15 protein-coding genes and 1 tRNA gene are annotated in these 17,270 nt (G+C 35.8%); 13 read left to right on the top strand and 3 right to left on the bottom strand.

The features are described 5' to 3' along the window. Window positions 1–7: 7 nt before the first annotated feature. On the bottom strand, window positions 8–868 hold the full coding sequence (locus tag BCR21_RS02360) for an efflux RND transporter periplasmic adaptor subunit (RefSeq protein WP_069644910.1): 861 nt from the start codon (window positions 866–868) through the stop codon (window positions 8–10). Between the two features lie 209 nt (window positions 869–1,077). On the opposite strand from BCR21_RS02360, the gene BCR21_RS02355 reads away from it, so the two are divergent. From BCR21_RS02355 to BCR21_RS02325, 7 genes are all read left to right on the top strand, one after another. Next, window positions 1,078–1,812, top strand: a complete 735-nt coding sequence (locus BCR21_RS02355) for a metallophosphoesterase (RefSeq protein ID WP_069644909.1) — start codon at window positions 1,078–1,080, stop codon at window positions 1,810–1,812. A 117-nt stretch (window positions 1,813–1,929) separates the two neighbouring features. After that, window positions 1,930–4,122, top strand: coding sequence for a Tex family protein (locus tag BCR21_RS02350; RefSeq protein WP_069644908.1), 2,193 nt, complete (start codon window positions 1,930–1,932; stop codon window positions 4,120–4,122). 2 nt (window positions 4,123–4,124) lie between these two features. Next, window positions 4,125–4,622, top strand: coding sequence for a SprT family protein (locus tag BCR21_RS02345; protein ID WP_084013196.1), 498 nt, complete (start codon window positions 4,125–4,127; stop codon window positions 4,620–4,622). A gap of 84 nt (window positions 4,623–4,706) precedes the next feature. Continuing rightward, the gene (locus BCR21_RS02340; RefSeq protein ID WP_069644907.1) at window positions 4,707–5,432 is read left to right on the top strand and encodes a YdcF family protein; all 726 of its coding nucleotides are present in this window, start codon (window positions 4,707–4,709) and stop codon (window positions 5,430–5,432) included. 101 nt (window positions 5,433–5,533) lie between these two features. Next, window positions 5,534–5,616: transfer RNA gene (locus BCR21_RS02335), tRNA-Leu, on the top strand. Between the two features lie 202 nt (window positions 5,617–5,818). Then, on the top strand, window positions 5,819–7,468 hold the full coding sequence (locus tag BCR21_RS02330; protein WP_069644906.1) for a glycoside hydrolase family 13 protein: 1,650 nt from the start codon (window positions 5,819–5,821) through the stop codon (window positions 7,466–7,468). A 184-nt stretch (window positions 7,469–7,652) separates the two neighbouring features. After that, a complete protein-coding gene (locus BCR21_RS02325) occupies window positions 7,653–8,870 on the top strand; it encodes a pyridoxal phosphate-dependent aminotransferase (RefSeq protein ID WP_069644905.1) in 1,218 nt (405 codons plus the stop codon). Between the two features lie 102 nt (window positions 8,871–8,972). Here BCR21_RS02325 and BCR21_RS16950 read toward each other — a convergent pair whose 3' ends face one another. Next, on the bottom strand, window positions 8,973–9,149 hold the full coding sequence (locus tag BCR21_RS16950) for a hypothetical protein (RefSeq protein WP_167351759.1): 177 nt from the start codon (window positions 9,147–9,149) through the stop codon (window positions 8,973–8,975). Between the two features lie 195 nt (window positions 9,150–9,344). On the opposite strand from BCR21_RS16950, the gene BCR21_RS02320 reads away from it, so the two are divergent. The 3 genes from BCR21_RS02320 to BCR21_RS02310 all read left to right on the top strand — a co-directional run bounded on the left by BCR21_RS02320 (window position 9,345) and on the right by BCR21_RS02310 (window position 12,113). Then, complete coding sequence (locus BCR21_RS02320) at window positions 9,345–10,172, top strand: helix-turn-helix domain-containing protein (protein ID WP_069644904.1); 828 nt, start codon at window positions 9,345–9,347, stop codon at window positions 10,170–10,172. A 103-nt stretch (window positions 10,173–10,275) separates the two neighbouring features. After that, complete coding sequence (gene nagA / locus BCR21_RS02315; RefSeq protein WP_069644903.1) at window positions 10,276–11,424, top strand: N-acetylglucosamine-6-phosphate deacetylase; 1,149 nt, start codon at window positions 10,276–10,278, stop codon at window positions 11,422–11,424. 194 nt (window positions 11,425–11,618) lie between these two features. Beyond that, window positions 11,619–12,113 (top strand): type II toxin-antitoxin system Phd/YefM family antitoxin, encoded by a 495-nt coding sequence (locus BCR21_RS02310; RefSeq protein WP_069644902.1) that lies wholly within the window; start codon window positions 11,619–11,621, stop codon window positions 12,111–12,113. 139 nt (window positions 12,114–12,252) lie between these two features. Here BCR21_RS02310 and BCR21_RS02305 read toward each other — a convergent pair whose 3' ends face one another. Then, entirely contained in the window at window positions 12,253–13,065 is an 813-nt protein-coding gene (locus tag BCR21_RS02305) for a Cof-type HAD-IIB family hydrolase (protein ID WP_069644901.1), read from the bottom strand. Between the two features lie 118 nt (window positions 13,066–13,183). On the opposite strand from BCR21_RS02305, the gene BCR21_RS02300 reads away from it, so the two are divergent. The 3 genes from BCR21_RS02300 (at window position 13,184) to BCR21_RS02290 (ending at window position 17,192) form a co-directional block, all read left to right on the top strand. Beyond that, on the top strand, window positions 13,184–13,855 hold the full coding sequence (locus BCR21_RS02300; protein ID WP_420809820.1) for a DUF1361 domain-containing protein: 672 nt from the start codon (window positions 13,184–13,186) through the stop codon (window positions 13,853–13,855). A 68-nt stretch (window positions 13,856–13,923) separates the two neighbouring features. Then, window positions 13,924–16,218, top strand: a complete 2,295-nt coding sequence (locus BCR21_RS02295; protein WP_069644900.1) for a 5'-nucleotidase C-terminal domain-containing protein — start codon at window positions 13,924–13,926, stop codon at window positions 16,216–16,218. A gap of 161 nt (window positions 16,219–16,379) precedes the next feature. Continuing rightward, window positions 16,380–17,192 carry a hypothetical protein gene (locus BCR21_RS02290; protein WP_069644899.1) on the top strand — a complete coding sequence of 271 codons (813 nt, stop codon included), beginning with the start codon at window positions 16,380–16,382 and terminating at the stop codon, window positions 17,190–17,192. The last annotated feature ends 78 nt before the right edge of the window (window positions 17,193–17,270 follow it).

Genomic DNA, 17,270 nt, shown 5'->3' with positions numbered 1-17,270 from the left:
TCACCTTCTATTCTTTGGTTACTTCAGTATTGTTTTTGATATCAGAACTTGGAGAAAGAATAACCGTGTCTCCTTCTTTTAGTCCGCTTTTGACTTCGATCAATTTATCTGATTGAATGCCGATTTCAATTTTTGTTTCTTTGGCACGGCCATCTTTAATCGCAAAGACAATCGGTTCATTTTTATCATTATAGGTTAAAGCTTCGATCGGTAAGGCTAGGACATTTTCAACGGTATTTGTTGTGATATCGACATCTACATCAAAGCCTGCAAACAGTTTTTCAGGTGCTTGATCAAAGGTTACAACGGCACCTAAACTTGCACTTGTTCCTGTCGCTGATTGAGTACTTTGAGCAGCAGGATCTTTTTCAGCGACTTTTCCTGCAAATGTTTCGTTACCGCTTGTGATTTCAGCTTTTTGATCAACGGCTACGGCAGAAGCCTCTGAGTTAGATAATGCTAGTTGAACTTTTAAGGTAGAAAGATCATCTAGCTGAATTGATGGTTTTCCTTGCTGGGCATTTGCATCAGCTTGTTTGGCTTTGATGTTGACTTGAGTGATGGTGCCATTGAAGCCAGCGATTAATTGCAAGCCATTATCGTATGTTGCTAAAACTTTGTCTTTTTCTACTTGATCACCCGTTTTAACGAGCACATCGACAACATTGCCAGTTCCCATAAGTGCTTGTGTTTGATTTGGTATCAACGTACCCGTTGTAGAGAGTTTTTCAACAATCGTTTCTTTTTTTACTTCACCAGTTCGAACAGTAACAGCGTTTGATTTACCTGAATTTCCTTGAACAACTAGGAAAATAACAAGGGCAACAACTAAAACTGCAAGAATACCGAAAATAGTTTTTTTCTTCATAAATTTCAGCTCTTTCCTACTAATTTTATGACATAGTGTCATTTACATAAGTTTACTCCCTTTTTCATGAAAAGTCTAAGATTAATTCCAATTTTTAAAATATTCCTAAATAAACGAATATTCTTACACTTTTTCGATTGATAATTTGATGCTCATGTCGTTTATTGCGATATAATATAGAAAATGAATGATGACAAGGAGCTGAATTTATGAAAAAATTTGTCTATGCAATCAGTGATATTCACGGCGAATATGAGTTGTTTAACGAATTGATCCAATACTTTGATCCGACAATGCATCAGTTAGTATTGATCGGTGACTTAAATGATCGTGGTCCCAAAACAAAAGAGAGTTTTTTACTTGGGAAAGAATTGGTTGAGAAATATGGAGCAATTTACCTTAGAGGAAATCATGAAGAGTATTTTCTACAGTTTTTAAAAAGCCCAGAAGACTGGTTTACTAGTTACATTCGAAATGGTGGCAAAGAGACGATGGAAAGTTTGCTTCATAAAGGGGCGACAGAAGAATATTCTCCAACTGAGATCAGCATGATGATACGAAGCCGATATAAAGAGTTGATTGAATTTTTGACTGAACGGCCACTTTATTTTGAATGGGAAGAGTATATATTTGTTCATGCTGGTGTAGACTTGACTAAAAAAGACTGGCATGAAACAAGTCCACATGATTTTATCTGGATAAGAGAGGCGTTTCATCAAGGGAAAAATCATACAGGGAAAAAAATCGTCTTTGGTCATACGATTACACCTATGCTTCATGGGGATATGGAGACAACTGATTTATGGTTATCGGATAATAAAATCGGGATTGATGGGGGTGCTGTCTTTGGCGGTTCTGTTCATGGCGTGATTTTCGACAAAAATGGAATCGTGCAAGATATTGAATATCAAAATTTAACTGGCCCTTGGCAGCCTGATTTCTAAACAACTGTTTCTGTTTCAACCGAGTAATGTCTTTTTTAAGCTTTTTCCTCGTCCTATATTTCAACAGGAAAATATGCTAAAATGAAACAGTATGTTAATGAAGAGAGGTATGTAAATATGGCAGAAGCTTATAACCAAGAAGTAGTTGATTTACTTCAGAAAGAATTGACAGAATATCGTCCAAAACAAATAACAACAGTGCTGACTTTATTAAGTGAAGGAAACACTGTTCCATTTATCGCCCGCTATCGTAAAGAGATGACGAACAGTTTAGATGAAGTTCAAATTCGTGAAATCGAAGAACGCTATACTTATTTAGGTAATTTAGAGAAACGTAAAGAAGAAGTTCTTCGTTTGATCGAAGAGCAAGGAAAGCTGACAGATGAGTTGGCTAAATCCATTCAAAAAGCAACAAAAATGCAGCAAGTGGAAGACCTATATCGTCCTTACAAGCAAAAACGTCGTACCAAAGCAACCATCGCCAAAGAAAAAGGTCTAGAACCTTTAGCAGATTGGTTAATGAGCTTTCCAGTTCAAGCAGATGTAACGGCAGAGGCTGAAAAGTACATTGATGCTGAAAAAGAAGTAGATTCAGTAGAAGCAGCATTACAAGGTGCGCATGAGATTATTGCTGAACGAGTATCTGATGAACCTAAATTCCGTTCATGGATTCGTGATTTTACCTTTAAACACGGTCAATACGTCAGCACGGTGAAAGACGAAGAAAAAGATGAAAAATCAGTTTATGAAATGTACTATGATTTTTCTGAGCCTGTTAGTAAAATGGTTTCTCACAGAGTTTTAGCTACAAACCGTGGTGAAAAAGAAGATATTTTGAAAGTGGCTCTTTTGGTAGAGGAAGAAAAAATCAATTCTTATTTAGAACGTCAATTGATTGGAAATAATAAACAGTCTCCAACTGCAACGTATGTTGAAACAGCTTATTTAGATAGCTACAAACGATTTATTGGTCCAGCGATAGAACGTGAGATCCGTAATGAGTTAACTGAAAAAGCAGATGAACAAGCGATTAATATATTCGGTGAGAATTTGCGTAATCTATTATTACAACCTCCATTGAAAGGCAAAGTCGTATTAGGATTTGACCCAGCTTACCGAACTGGCTGTAAATTGGCGATTGTTGATGCAACTGGTAAAGTATTAGCGATTCAAGTCATTTATCCTCATAAGCCAGCTTCAGGAGAAAAACGTGCAGCAGCAGGTCCTGCTTTTAATCAATTGATTGAAAAGTACGAAGTTGAAATGGTGGCGATCGGTAATGGAACGGCTAGCCGTGAGTCAGAGCTATTTGTTGCTGAACAGCTAAAACAAATCAAACGAGATGTTTTCTATGTGATCGTTAACGAAGCAGGAGCGTCTGTCTATTCTGCAAGTGACGTGGCGAGAACTGAATTTCCTGATCTACAAGTAGAAGAAAGAAGTGCAGTCAGCATCGCTCGACGTCTGCAAGATCCTTTAGCTGAGCTTGTAAAAATCGATCCTAAAGCAGTCGGTGTTGGTCAATATCAACATGATGTTTCACAAAAACGTTTAGCAGAACAATTAGATTTTGTTGTAGAAACAGCAGTTAACCAAGTTGGGGTGAATGTCAATACAGCCAGCCCACAACTATTGCAACATATTTCCGGATTAAATAAAACAACTGCTCAAAACTTGATGGCCTACCGTGATGAAAATGGTGCATTTACTGCTCGCAATCAAGTCAAAAAAGTCCCTCGCTTAGGACCAAAAGCTTATGAACAAGCAATTGGATTCTTACGAATTCCAAATGGAAAAAATATATTAGATAATACAGGAATTCATCCAGAAAGCTATGATATTGCCAAAGCAATTCTAGAAAAAGTCAATGTTAAATTAGCAGAACTTGGCTCATCGGAAGCCGCTCAACGGATCAAAGGGTTGCCACTGGAACAACTAGAAACAGAATTAGCTGTCGGTAGTGAAACCTTAAAAGATATTGTAGCAGCTTTAGTGCAGCCGGGAAGAGACATGCGGGATGAAATGCCTGCTCCTCTTTTAAGAAAAGATGTCCTATCAATGGAAGATCTTAAATCTGGTATGGAGCTACAAGGGACAGTTCGCAATGTTATCGATTTTGGTGCTTTTGTTGATATCGGTGTAAAACAAGATGGCTTAGTGCATATTTCAAAACTTAGTACAAAATTTGTTAAACATCCTACAGATATCGTTGCTGTAGGAGACGTTGTGACTGTTTGGGTGGAAGATGTAGACACGAAGAAAGGGCGCATCAGTTTAACGATGTTGCCGCAAGCTGAAAGGAAAGAATAGTCTTGAGTCCTTTTTCTAAAGAAGGAAAACCAACAAAGCAAAAGTTAACAGACGATCAATTGCAAGCAATGGTAGAAGAAATTTCTATGACTTCTTTTGGGAAAAAGTTTCGACATAAGGCTTTTTTTAACCGGCGCTTGAGAACAACTGGTGGTCGCTATCATTTAGGCTCACATAATATTGATTTTAATCCGAAAGTTTTCGAACGTTATGGTGAAGCAGAATTGATCAATGTGATCAAACATGAGTTGTGCCATTATCATCTGCATTTAGAAAATAAAGGATATCAACATAAAGATGCTGAATTTAAATCCTTGCTGAAGCAAACAGGTGGAAGTCGCTATGTTCGTCCTTTGATGGACCAAAAACCTCAGTCTTATCACCAGTATCAGTGTGAAAAATGTCAAACATTGATTTTACGTAAACGAAGAATCAATACCCAACGCTATGTTTGTGGAAAATGTCGTGGAAAGCTAGTGGAATTGAACTCGAATAAGTAGATATAAATTTAAACATTACCGTCTTTTCTTTTATTAGAAAAGGCGGTATTATGTTAGAAATAACCAAAAGAAAAGAGGACAGATATGATCCAGCATTGGAATACAGTCATTGACTATTTAACTGCAAAAGAAGAAGTAACTGGAAAATATGATCTTGCCATCTTAGCCGGCAACAGTCTGCCATATCTTGCGGATGAGTTGATTGCTTTATATAAGCTAGGAAAGGCCGATAATTTTATGCTTGTTGGCGGCATTGGTCACGCTACACCATTTTTACAGAAAAATTTTAAAAATATCGGTTTTGAGGTCAGTACTGCAAGTGAAACTGAAATGTATTTGGATTATTTTAAGCAACGGTACGACTTAGATGCGCAGCTATTTTTAACGGAGACTACATCAACTAATTCTGGTGAAAATGCGCTCTTTTCATTAAATACAATAAAAGCTGAAAGCTTAAATCCTAAGAACGTTTTATTATTGGAAGATCCTATTTTACAAAGAAGAATCAACGCAACATTTGAAAAAGAGTGGCGTGAAACAAACGCTGTTTTTACAAATCATGTTCCAATCATTCCTTATGTAAAGACAGTTGATGAAAAGGTTATTTTTGAAGACGATCGACTGAACGGATTATGGAGTAAAGACTATTTTCTTTCTTTAGTTCTAGGTGAAATACCGCGGCTTAGAAATGATGTAAATGGTTATGGACCAAAGGGGAAAAATTATATTGGCGCGCTTGAAATTCCTGAACAAGTAAGCCAATCGTATGAGAAATTGTGTCAGGTATATGATTACAGGCAAAAAAGATGATTGTTGATTTATGGAAAATGTAAAATGTCTAATCTTTCTTGAAAGATTGACAAAAACTTGAGCGTATTTTATCATAGTTAGCAGATAGTTTGTTATAAAATGCGGTCATGGCGGAATGGCAGACGCGCCAGCTTGAGGGGCTGGTGGGGGTAACCCCGTGGAAGTTCGAGTCTTCTTGGCCGCATAAGAATTTTCAACCTTTTTAACTTGTCATAAAATAAAGTAATTTAAGTAAAGCACTCTTTTCTAAAAAGATTGCTTTTTTTGTTTATCTTTACCATAGAAAGATAATTTTCTCTAAAGCCAGCAACGTTCCGTGCATTTCAGATACACTTTTCCTACATATCTTATATAATAAAAAGAAATACAACATAGGGGTGATGCAGATGGCAATCAAGCGGGCTTGGTGGAAAGAAGCAGTAGGTTATCAGATTTATCCAGCCAGTTTTATGGATACAAACAACGACGGTATTGGTGATTTAAATGGAATCCGTTCAAAACTGGATTATCTTAAAGATTTAGGAATCGGATTTATCTGGATTACGCCGATTTATGAATCACCTAATGTTGATAATGGCTATGACATCAGCGATTACCAAAAAATTCTTAGAACTTTTGGTACGATGGAAGAATTTGATTTGTTATTAGAGGAAGCGCATGATCATGGGATTAGAGTGATTATGGATTTGGTCATCAATCATACATCGAATCAACATCCATGGTTTATAGAATCAAGGTCTTCTGTAAAAGATGACTATCGGGACTATTACATTTGGGCTGATGGAACAATCGATGGACCACCGAATGATTGGGTTTCGATTTTTGGTGGCTCAGCGTGGGAATATGATGAAACGACCAATCAGTATTATCTTCATGTGTTTGCTAAAGAACAACCTGATCTAAATTGGGAAAATCCGCGAGTGAAAAGAGACTTGTTCTCTATGGTCGATTGGTGGTTAGATAAGGGAATAGATGGTTTTCGTGTTGATGCAATTTCTCATATAAAAAAAGCTCCTCTAGAAACATCTTCAACAAATGATCCGTTTGATTCATTCAAAAATGTTCCCGGAATTGAAACTCACTTAGAAGAGTTGCGGGATATTTTTAAAAAACGTGATATTCTAACAGTAGGAGAAGCCAATGGAGTCAGTGCAGCCGAAGCACCTAAGTGGGTAGGGGAAACAGAAGGATATTTCAATATGTTGTTTGAATTTGATCATATCTCTCTTTGGAATAAAGAAGAACAAGAAACGTTAGATGTTATTCACTTCAAAAAAGCACTCACTGCTTGGCAAGATGCTTTGGCAGACGGGAAAGGCTGGAATGCCCTTTATATGGAAAATCATGATATTCCTCGTTCTGTTTCAAGTTTTGGGAGTGAAGAAACAGTATTCTGGCAAGCATCTGCAAAAGCTTTGGCATTGACATTTCTATTATTGCAAGGAACGCCTTTTATTTATCAGGGACAAGAAATCGGGATGACAAATATGCCCTTTGCTTCAATCGATGATATTGATGCGGTTGATACTAAAAACTTTTATCATGAAATGATTCATGCCGGAGTTGAGCCTTCAAAGGCAATGAATGTGATTCGCAGAACTGCGCGAGACAATTCAAGAACACCAATGCAATGGACAGCAGAAGAATACGCTGGTTTTTCAAAAAGAAAACCTTGGATGGTGATCAATCCTAACAAGCAAGAGATCAATGTACTTGATGAATTAACAGATCCCAATTCAGTTTTAAATTTTTACAAAGCGGTGATCCAGTTAAGAAATCAAAATGAAGCATTGATTTACGGTAGTTATAAACTTTATTTACCTGATCATCCACAATTGTTTGTTTATGGGCGTCGTTTAGGTAACGAGCGATTTGTGGTTATCGTCAATCTGTCCAAAGAATTCGCTTCAGCTGATTTACCAGAAAATGTTCAGATAGAAGAGTGGGACTTACAATTGTGTAATTTGAACAATCATACCATTCATCAGCATACGATTTTTGCTCCTTATGAAGCTAGAGTCTACAAACATAAATAAAAGACTGAGGTTAGGGGGAACTTATGCTCCCACCGTTATTTGTACTCCGGGTGTGAAACAAAAGTGATTTTTACTTTTGTTCCACACCTAGAATTTTTTTTAGAAAAATTTCAATTTTCCATTGCTTTTTTTTTCTAGGTGGCGTAACTTTAAAGATATAAATTTTGAAAATGAGGGATACAGTATGAGAAATTTTGAGAAATCTAACAAACTTGATGGTGTAAGTTATGATGTACGTGGTCCGGTTTTAGAAGAAGCGGACAGAATGCATGAAGAAGGCATTCGTATTTTGAAACTTAATACTGGTAATCCCGCCCCTTTTGGTTTTGATGCGCCAAATGAAGTGGTTCGCGACATGATTATGAATGTTCGTAATTCAGAAGGATACTCTGATTCAAAAGGAATCTTTTCAGCACGCAAAGCAATCGAACAATATTGCCAAGTCAAAGGGTTTCCTAATGTAACGATCAATGATATTTATACAGGTAATGGAGTCAGCGAACTGATTTCAATGTGTATGCAAGGGCTTTTGAATAATGGAGATGAAGTTTTAGTTCCAATGCCAGATTACCCGTTATGGACAGCTTCGATCTCTTTAGCTGGTGGTAATCCTGTTCATTATATTTGCGATGAACAAGCTGAATGGTACCCAGACATCGATGATATCAAATCTAAGGTTACGACAAATACCAAAGCTATTGTTTTGATCAATCCGAATAATCCGACAGGAGCATTATATCCTAAGGAAATCCTTGAACAGATCGTCGAAATAGCAAGACAAAATGATTTGATCATTTTCTCAGATGAAATCTATGATCGTTTGGTGATGGATGGATTGACCCATATTCCAATTGCAACGTTAGCGCCAGATTTGTTTGTTGTTACCTTAAATGGACTCTCTAAATCACATAGAGTTGCAGGTTTTCGTTGTGGTTGGATGGTACTTAGTGGAAATAAAAAACACGTTAAAGGCTATATCGAAGGTTTAAATATGTTGGCTTCAATGCGTTTGTGCTCAAATGTATTATCTCAACAAATTATTCAAACCGCATTAGGCGGGTATCAAAGTGTGGATGATTTATTATTGCCAGGAGGAAGAATCTATGAGCAGCGGGAATATATTTACAACGCGATCAATGATATTCCTGGACTTTCAGCTGTAAAACCGAAAGCCGCATTTTATATTTTCCCTAAAATCGACACTGCTCGTTTTAATATTTATGATGATGAAAAGTTCGTACTGGATTTTCTTCATGAACATCATATTTTACTTGTGCACGGTGGAGGCTTCAATTGGACTCAGCCAGATCATTTTAGAATCGTCTATCTACCGAAGATGGAAGACCTGAAATTCACTACTGAAAAAATGCGTGAGTTTTTAAGTACCTATAAGCAAAAATAACCGTTTGATTTTGAAACTAAAAAGAGTGACTCAAAACTGAAAAAGTTTTGAGTCACTCTCATTTTAAGAATGTGTTGTACAAAGAGACTATAAAAACCTTAGTTACTCTGCAGTTTGACAATCTTTTTTACTAATTACCATACGATTTGTGTATTTTTCTTCCATATCCGGACTTGGGTCCGAAACAACAACCAAATAAGCATTTTCATATTCTTTTTCGACATAGCCATTATAACTACTTTTGTCCCAACTAAAGCTAATTCGTTTCTCCTGTGTCATGAGTAACACCCCTTATTTGCAAAGCAAAATTATTTTAAATCGTCTCGGTTTAGTGTTAGGTAATGTTCTTGCAGTATATTATGCATTAAAGTACAATAAATGCATAATGCGAATTCGCATATTTTGAATTTTTTTGATTAGCAAGACTTTTTAACTAGTAATAGATTATTTTGAAATTGGGTTAGGAGTGAAAGCATGGATTCTTTTGGAGCTGTTATTAAAGAAATTCGTAAAAATAGAAAACTAACGCAAAAAATGTTGTCAGAAGACATTTGTTCACAAAGTGTGTTAAGTAGGATTGAGAACAATGAAGAATTACCCAATGTAGTAGTAATGCAGCAAATTTGTCAGCGCTTAGGTGTGACGATGGATCAAATTATGCAGTTTAAATCCGATGAAGTTCGGTTGATTACTCAAATATTTGAAAAAATAGCTGATTATTTTAGACATAAAGAATATGGAAAAATAATGACGTATATGAGAGATACTCAAATTGAAGAGCGACTTCATTTAGATACCGACTGGCAACGTTATTATTATTATTTAGGTAGTTGTAAATTTTATCTTTGTAGCGATTACGAACAAGCGATACTTGATTTGAAAAAAGGATTGTCGTATACCTATCAAGCGAATAAAGTAAATTTGTCTGATTTTGAAATTCAAGTGATCAGTTGTATCGGTAGTACGTATAGCAGTATTGGGAAAATCAACGAAGCTGAGAGATACTTGAAATTAAGCATACATTATTTTCATAAATTACCAAATGAACGAGTGACAGCAGAATTAACAAAGATATTTTATAATTACTCCAAATTTTTAACGGATCAAAAGCGTCTGGAAGAAGCACAAATATATATTGATCAGGGAATCGTTTGGTCAAGGCACAAAAATAGTTACTACTATTTAAGTGAATTGTTTCAATTAAAAAGTCAATTGTTAGTTGTAAAAGGAGATCAAGAAAAATCTGATGAATACCAGGTTTTATCTGAACAAATCCGTCGTATCGAAACAATTAAAATCTAACGAAAGTTAAGTAAATTTTTTTAGAAAAGGTCTACACCATTCTTGACTTTAACTGATTTTAAGAGTACGTTTAAAGTAGAAAATTAAAGAAAGAAGGATGAAGATGAGAACGTTTATCTTTGCTGAAAAGTTCTTTTTAAAAAGCGATGTAAAAGGACCTGGTTATTTAGAAATCACAGATGGTTTATTTGGAGACTTTTATAAAGAAGTACCTGTGAATGATGCAAAAGTAATCAAAGAAGAAGGAAAATGGATTGCACCTGGTTTGGTGGATACACATATTCATGGCTATATGAATCATGATGTGATGGATAGTGACGCAGAAGGCTTGAAAGTTATGTCTGAAGGTTTATTATCTTGCGGTGTTACGTCATTTTTACCAACTACTTTAACGTCAAGTAAAGAACGCTTGAAAGATGTAGCTAAAACGATTGGTGAAGTGTATCAAGAAGTTCCTGGTGCAAAAGTCCAAGGAATCTATTTTGAAGGTCCTTTCTTCACTGAAGAACATAAAGGCGCTCAAAATCCAAGTTATTTTAGTGACCCAGATTTAGCAACATTTAATGAATGGCAAGAAGCTTCTGGCGGCTTGATTAAAAAAATTGCATTGGCTCCAGAACGTAAAGGCGTCAAAGAATTTGTTAAAGCTGTAACAGAAGAAGGAGTCGTTGTGGCTTTAGGTCATAGTGATGCAACGTTAGAACAAGCAACGGATGCAGTAGAATCTGGCGCTAGTGTTTTTGTACATGCATATAATGGCATGCGTGGCTTGAATCATCGTGAACCAGGAATGGTCGGTGCGTTAATGTCATTGAAACATGTTTTTTCTGAATTGATTTGTGACGGACACCATGTTCATCCAAATGCAGCAGATATTTTAATGGAAAAAGCTGGGCATGATCATGTAGCTTTAATCACTGACTGTATGATGGCTGGTGGAATGCCAGACGGAAATTACAATCTGGGTGAATTTCCAGTTGTCGTTAAAGATGGTACAGCTCGTTTAGAGTCTGGAAACTTAGCTGGCAGTATCTTGAAATTAAAAGAAGCAATCAAAAATGTTGTTGACTGGGAAATTGCGACACCAGAACAAGCAATTATGATGGCAACATTAGTGCCAGCAGTTAGTTGTAGAATCGATGATAAATGCGGAATGATCGCTAATGGACGTGATGCGGACTTTATCGTATTGAATCCAAATATGGAATTAGACGCAACTTATTTAGATGGGGTAGAACGTTACCGCGCATAAATAAATAAATAAATAAATAGGCCGAGACAACAATATCTGTTCGGTTATAGAGGATGATGCAAAACGATTTTTAAGTTTTGTTTCATCCTCTTTTTTTCCTAATCAGGTTTCATGTAAATAAAAATGAACAATTTAAAAAAGCTCTTCACACCAAAAATCTGTATGATATAATCATTTGGAAGGGGAGTTGACCAATGAGAAATAAAGTAAAAAAAGACGTATCATTTTCAGTGACAGATGTGAAACAGTCTCCTATGACAATCTTTGAAGCAGCAAAAGAAGCAAACGCAGGTGTATATATTTACAATAGAAATAAAGTCGCTGGCGTGATGTTGACTGCTGAACAATATGAATCGTTGATCAAGAAAAAAACGATTGAGCAAGGTCAAGATGTAAAAATAACACAATTAAATCAGAAGATACGTCAAAAGATTGCATTTGGTTCTCTAATATCTACTAAAAATTTAGATGATCACTTAGTATCATTAGGTTTTATAACTAGAAAAATTGAAACAGATGACTATAGTGAAATGATGAATGAATTGAATGAAACTGGAAAAATCGACTATCATTTACAGAAAAAAGAGGATCGTACGAATATTTTTGCTGAAGTGATTGGGGAACAGAGCAACCAATCTCATTTGTCAGATAAACTGATCGTGAAAAAAATCCATCTTAGAATAGACTAAATTATTGATTTGAATATCAGATGATGTGTACATAACTTGTGAAAGTTTGTCCACATCTTTTTAGTATTGGCTTGGAGCTGTCAAAGTAGAAAAAATGACTGGAACCGAAAGCCTTATGCTTTGTTCCAGTCATTAAAGTTTATTGATCGTTTAAATCTAAATACCGTTCTAAATAATCCGCTAAGCCATCTTCATCATTGGTTTTTTCAGTAACGTCATTTGCTACAGATTTGATTTTGTCAGTCGCATTTTTCATAGCAACGCCCCAACCAACGTAATCTAGCATTTCTTCATCATTATGTTCATCACCGAATGCGATAATATCTGAACGCTTCACATCTAAGTACTTAGCAACTTGCTCCACACCTTTGGCTTTTTGTATCCCTTTAGAGACAATTTCTAAAATGGGTGTAGGTCCGCCCCAAGTTCTAACATCTACATAATCTCCATATTGTTTCATTAAAGAGTCCGAAACGAGTGCTGCTTGATCTTTTGAAGTCCGAACCATCATTGAAGTTGGATCCGTAATCAAATTTTTAGCTGTCAAAAGATTGCTTGATGTAGCTTCTGAGGCAAAAAATGCTGAATCAAAGTAATCTAAACTATCGATGTAAAATGTCTCTTTATTTTCAGCAGCGACAAAATCAAGATTTAAGGCTTTCTTTTGAGATAAAATATCGAAAACCAAGTCTCGTTTTATTCCCGTTTCTTGTTCATCCGCCCATTGCTTTTCAGGCATATGAACAAGTGCACCATTGAAGTTGACCATTGGAGTAGCTAAGCCTAATTGGCGATAAAACTGACCACTCATTCGGTATGGACGACCAGTGACGATGCTGACATAGTGACCATGCTTCATCGCTTTTTTTAATGCTTGTTCCGTTGTTTCACTGATCAATGAGTGTGCATTTAAAGTTGTACCATCTAAATCGATTGCAATTAATTTTTTCAAAATCGTTCCTCCCGGAAATTTTTCTTAAGCTTAGTCTAGCACAAAAAAACAGAATAACAAGTTTTCAAGAAAATTTTAGAAAAAATTTTCTTTATGATACACTAGATGGAAAAGGGCGGTGAAAAGTTTGATTCAAATGTATCGTTGGTCAATTCGAATAGCAACGGTCGTCTATTGTTTATATATGCTATTTTTTGCTAAAATGTATCATTTTATGGCGTTGAATGTCTTGTTAGGCTATATTCCGCTTGAAATAAGTTTTCATTTTAAGAAAGTGAGCAATAAAGTGTTTCTTTTATTAGGAATGATGTGGTTATTATTTTATCCAAATGCACCTTATTTGTTCACAGATTTTTTCCATTTAGAACGTTTATCTATTTATCAAGGAATGAATCAAATATTTGGTCAGTCGTTGTCTGCTTGGGTTTCTTTTTGCTTGTTGACAATCGGAATTTGTGTGTATGGCTTTTTAGGAATGGCAACTGTATTGACGACACTTAATGAAGCGTTTCGAAGAAATATTTTGAATAAGAAATGGCAAGGAATTTTCTTTGTTTTGATTGTTAATTTATTATCAAGTTTAGCTATTTTTGTCGGGCGCTTCGATCGTTTACATAGTGTCCACTTATTTACTAGGCCTATTCAGACGCTTCAGACTATTTTTTTGACGTGGTCAGTGGATAAAGGGTTATTTGTCGTTATGTTTACAGTAATGCAGCTTATCTTACTAGCAACTATCGTTGGCTTGACAGGATTAGAATTGATTGATAAAGATGAAAAGCTGTATTGACAGTGTGTGAGGAAATTGTTACTCTTTAACTAAGTGTTTTTGGAAATAATTGAAGAGGAGTTATCAAAATGAAAAAGTGGCAAAGCTCTTTGTTGACTATTTTATTTACTATTGGGGGAATCAGCAGTAGCGTAGTGGGGACTAGTATAGCTACTGATGCACAAACGATTAACGGAACAGATAATAATAAGCAGTCGGTGGAACAACGATCACAAGAAGAGAAAATTCCTTTTCAGATTTTAGGAATCAATGATTTTCATGGAGCCTTGAACACGACAGGATCTTTTTTTGATGATGAAGGTACTAAAGTTGCAGATGCAGGGACGGCTTCGTTGTTAGCGGGTTATTTGAATCGTGCGCAAGAACAATTTAAAACCGCTAATAATGGCGCACAAACGTTACGTGTACACGCTGGAGATATGGTAGGAGCAAGCCCTGCAAGTTCAGGTCTGCTTCAAGATGAGCCAACGATTAAAATACTGAATCAAATGGATTTTTCTGTAGGTACTATAGGGAATCATGAATTTGATGAAGGACTTCAAGAGTTCAATCGAATCATGATCGGTGAACAGCCCAAAGAGGATCCGTATGGTATTTTAATGACTTATCCACGAGAAGCATCAAAAACTGAGATCGTAATCGGTAATGTCGTTAAAAAAGGAACGGAAGAAATTCCTTTTGGTTGGAAACCTTACACAATCAAAGAAGTGGGAACAGTAAATAATAAAGTAAAAGTTGGTTTTATCGGCGTTGTTACAACAGAAATTCCTAATTTAGTTTTAAAAGAACATTATGAAGCGTATGATTTTTTAGATGAGGCTGAAACAATCGCTTACTATTCTAGTCAACTAAAAAATCAAGGTGTGAATGCAATTGTCGTGTTAGCCCATATTCCGGCTACTAGTAAAGCTGATAAAGTAAATGGTGAGGCCGCTGATATTATGAATGAAGTTGCTAAAATCTATCCTGAACATAGCGTAGATGCATTTTTTGCAGCTCATAACCATCAATATACAAACGGTGTAGTCAACAAAACAAGAGTTGTTCAGTCTACGGCTCAAGGCAAAGGCTATATTGATTTGCAAGGGACACTAGATCCTAAGACCAAAGATTTTGTCGATACTCCTAAAGCAAAAGTTTTACCAGTCGATCCAGCCGCAAAAGACGCGCCTAAGATTGACGAAAAAGTTGAAGCAACTGTAAAAGATGCTGAAAAGCGAGTAGCTCAGGTAACGAATAAGAAAATTGGAACAGCTAAAGAAAACGGTGCAATCACTCGGGAAATTAATGAGTCAAAAGAATCCCCACTAGGTAATTTGATTACTGATGGTCAAGTTGCGATGGCTAAGGCACAGGGAATCGATGCTGATTTTGCTATGACCAACAATGGCGGGATTCGTGCTGATTTAGCAGTTGGAGAAAATCGGGATATTACATGGGGAGCGGCTCAGGCAGTGCAACCGTTTGGAAATATCATGCAAGTAGTCGAAATGACCGGTGCACAAGTTGAACAAGTCCTGAATGAGCAATACGATGAAGAAGGACGTTATTTCTTGCAAATTTCTGGTTTGTCCTATACGTATGTGCCAACTGAAGATCCAAATCAACCATTCAAAGTCCAAGATATGCATAAAAAAGACGGTACTCCGATTCAGGCAGATCAAACATACCTAGTTGTGATCAATGACTTTTTATTTGGTGGAGGCGATGGTTTCTCTGGATTTACTGGTGCTAATTTAGTGAATGCGATTAAGCCGGATACAGAGACATTTATTGGGTATATTGAAAGTAAAGAAGCTGCTGGGCAGCTGATCGAAGCGTCAATTGAAGATCGTAAAAAATTAGTCGATTCGACAACCCCTGTAGATCCCGAAGTACCTGGGGTGCCAGATTCAAAAGAGGATGAAGACAAAATCAAAAAAGCGACAATTTTTGATCCTTTATATGAAGACGACGAACTCTTGAGAGGTGTTACGCTGCAAAATGCGACAATTTTACTTTATGTTGGAGACTTTCTTCAATCAAATACAAGAACAGCAGAACTTCCAGAAGCTGATTTAGCTGGACAGGCTGATTCAGAAGGTCGTATTAAAATCAATGTGACTTCATTGAAACTCAAAGGGAAAAAGAAATTGACTGCAGTAGTATTGGATGAAGAAAAAAATAAAGTTACTTTTCCAATAGAAATTTTACCTAAGGAAAAAGTGATTTTAGAAACGTCGAATCCCAAAGAGCTTTCTAAAACAGAGGCTAAAAAAGAATTGCCTAAAACAGGTGAACAACAATCTAAACTTACAATTTTATTTGGGGCAATGGCAATTAGTACGAGTGTTCTTGTTTTATTGAAACGAAAAATTCTATAGAATAAAAAAGCTTTTACAGTTGTGATTTCCATTCAGCGGCTGTAAAGCTTTTTTTATAATGACGGGGATTCAAATCAATATGAATCCTCTTAAAGCTATATTATACTTAATATTACAAATAAAAAGTAAAGCAATAGCTACAAATCAAAGGGGAGTATTATATGAAAAAAGATAAGTATCACATTGTATTGATTGCATCTCTAGTTCTTTTATTTATTGTTTCGAATTTTTTACTCTTTATTTTAGGTGAAACTTCTAAAAATATAACAGTCAATATATTATATGGGCTTGCTTTTGTTCCAGTTGAGGTGTATGCAACAGTTTTCTTATTAGAACGTTTTTTAAACAGACGTGACAGAATACGCGAAGAGTTACGAGAGGATTCTGACTATTTTTCGATTGCAAAAGAAGCACAAGAACAACTAATATGGTCAATCAAACAAGGTATATTGGAAAATTTCATGGGCACTACTTCGGATGTAGAGTCAAATTTTGAATTACTGTATCAAGAAAGAAAAAAAATTTTGACAGTTGATCTGTGGCAAAAAAATCTACTCAAGGAACACTTGTTGATTTCTTCGAAGAAATATATGATTGATGAGGATCAATTTAAAGAAAAAGATGTAACAGCTTTAGAACTTTCCACAGAAGTAGGGGAATATATCACGAAGGAAATCACTGAGTTTTATTCTATCTATCTGAAATTTATTCCGTTGGATATTTTTAAAGAACTTCATGGTATTTACAAAGTATTAGAATTAAGTATTATTTTCAGCGATAACCCATATGTTTTTAAAACAAAACAGCAACTGATCGAGCAACAAAGAAAAGGTGAACTAGAAATAAAAGATTACGAAGAGTTGTCTAGAATTTCACAACAATTGATTGAAGCGATTTATCAGCATTTAAAAGAAATCGATTTCATGACAGAAGAACACTTTACAGAGTTTTCAAAGGAAAAAAGTAATAAATGAACTGAAAAAAGCGAGCGTTAAAACACGAACGTTAAAAAGATAAAATAGGATTAAAGTTAATATTTTGTTGAAAAGAAG

It is taken from the genome of Enterococcus ureasiticus (assembly GCF_001730285.1).
Lineage (GTDB): Bacteria > Bacillota > Bacilli > Lactobacillales > Enterococcaceae > Enterococcus_L > Enterococcus_L ureasiticus.
Note: the sequence above shows the minus strand (reverse complement) of the source record. Positions and strands in the feature narration are given on the sequence as shown.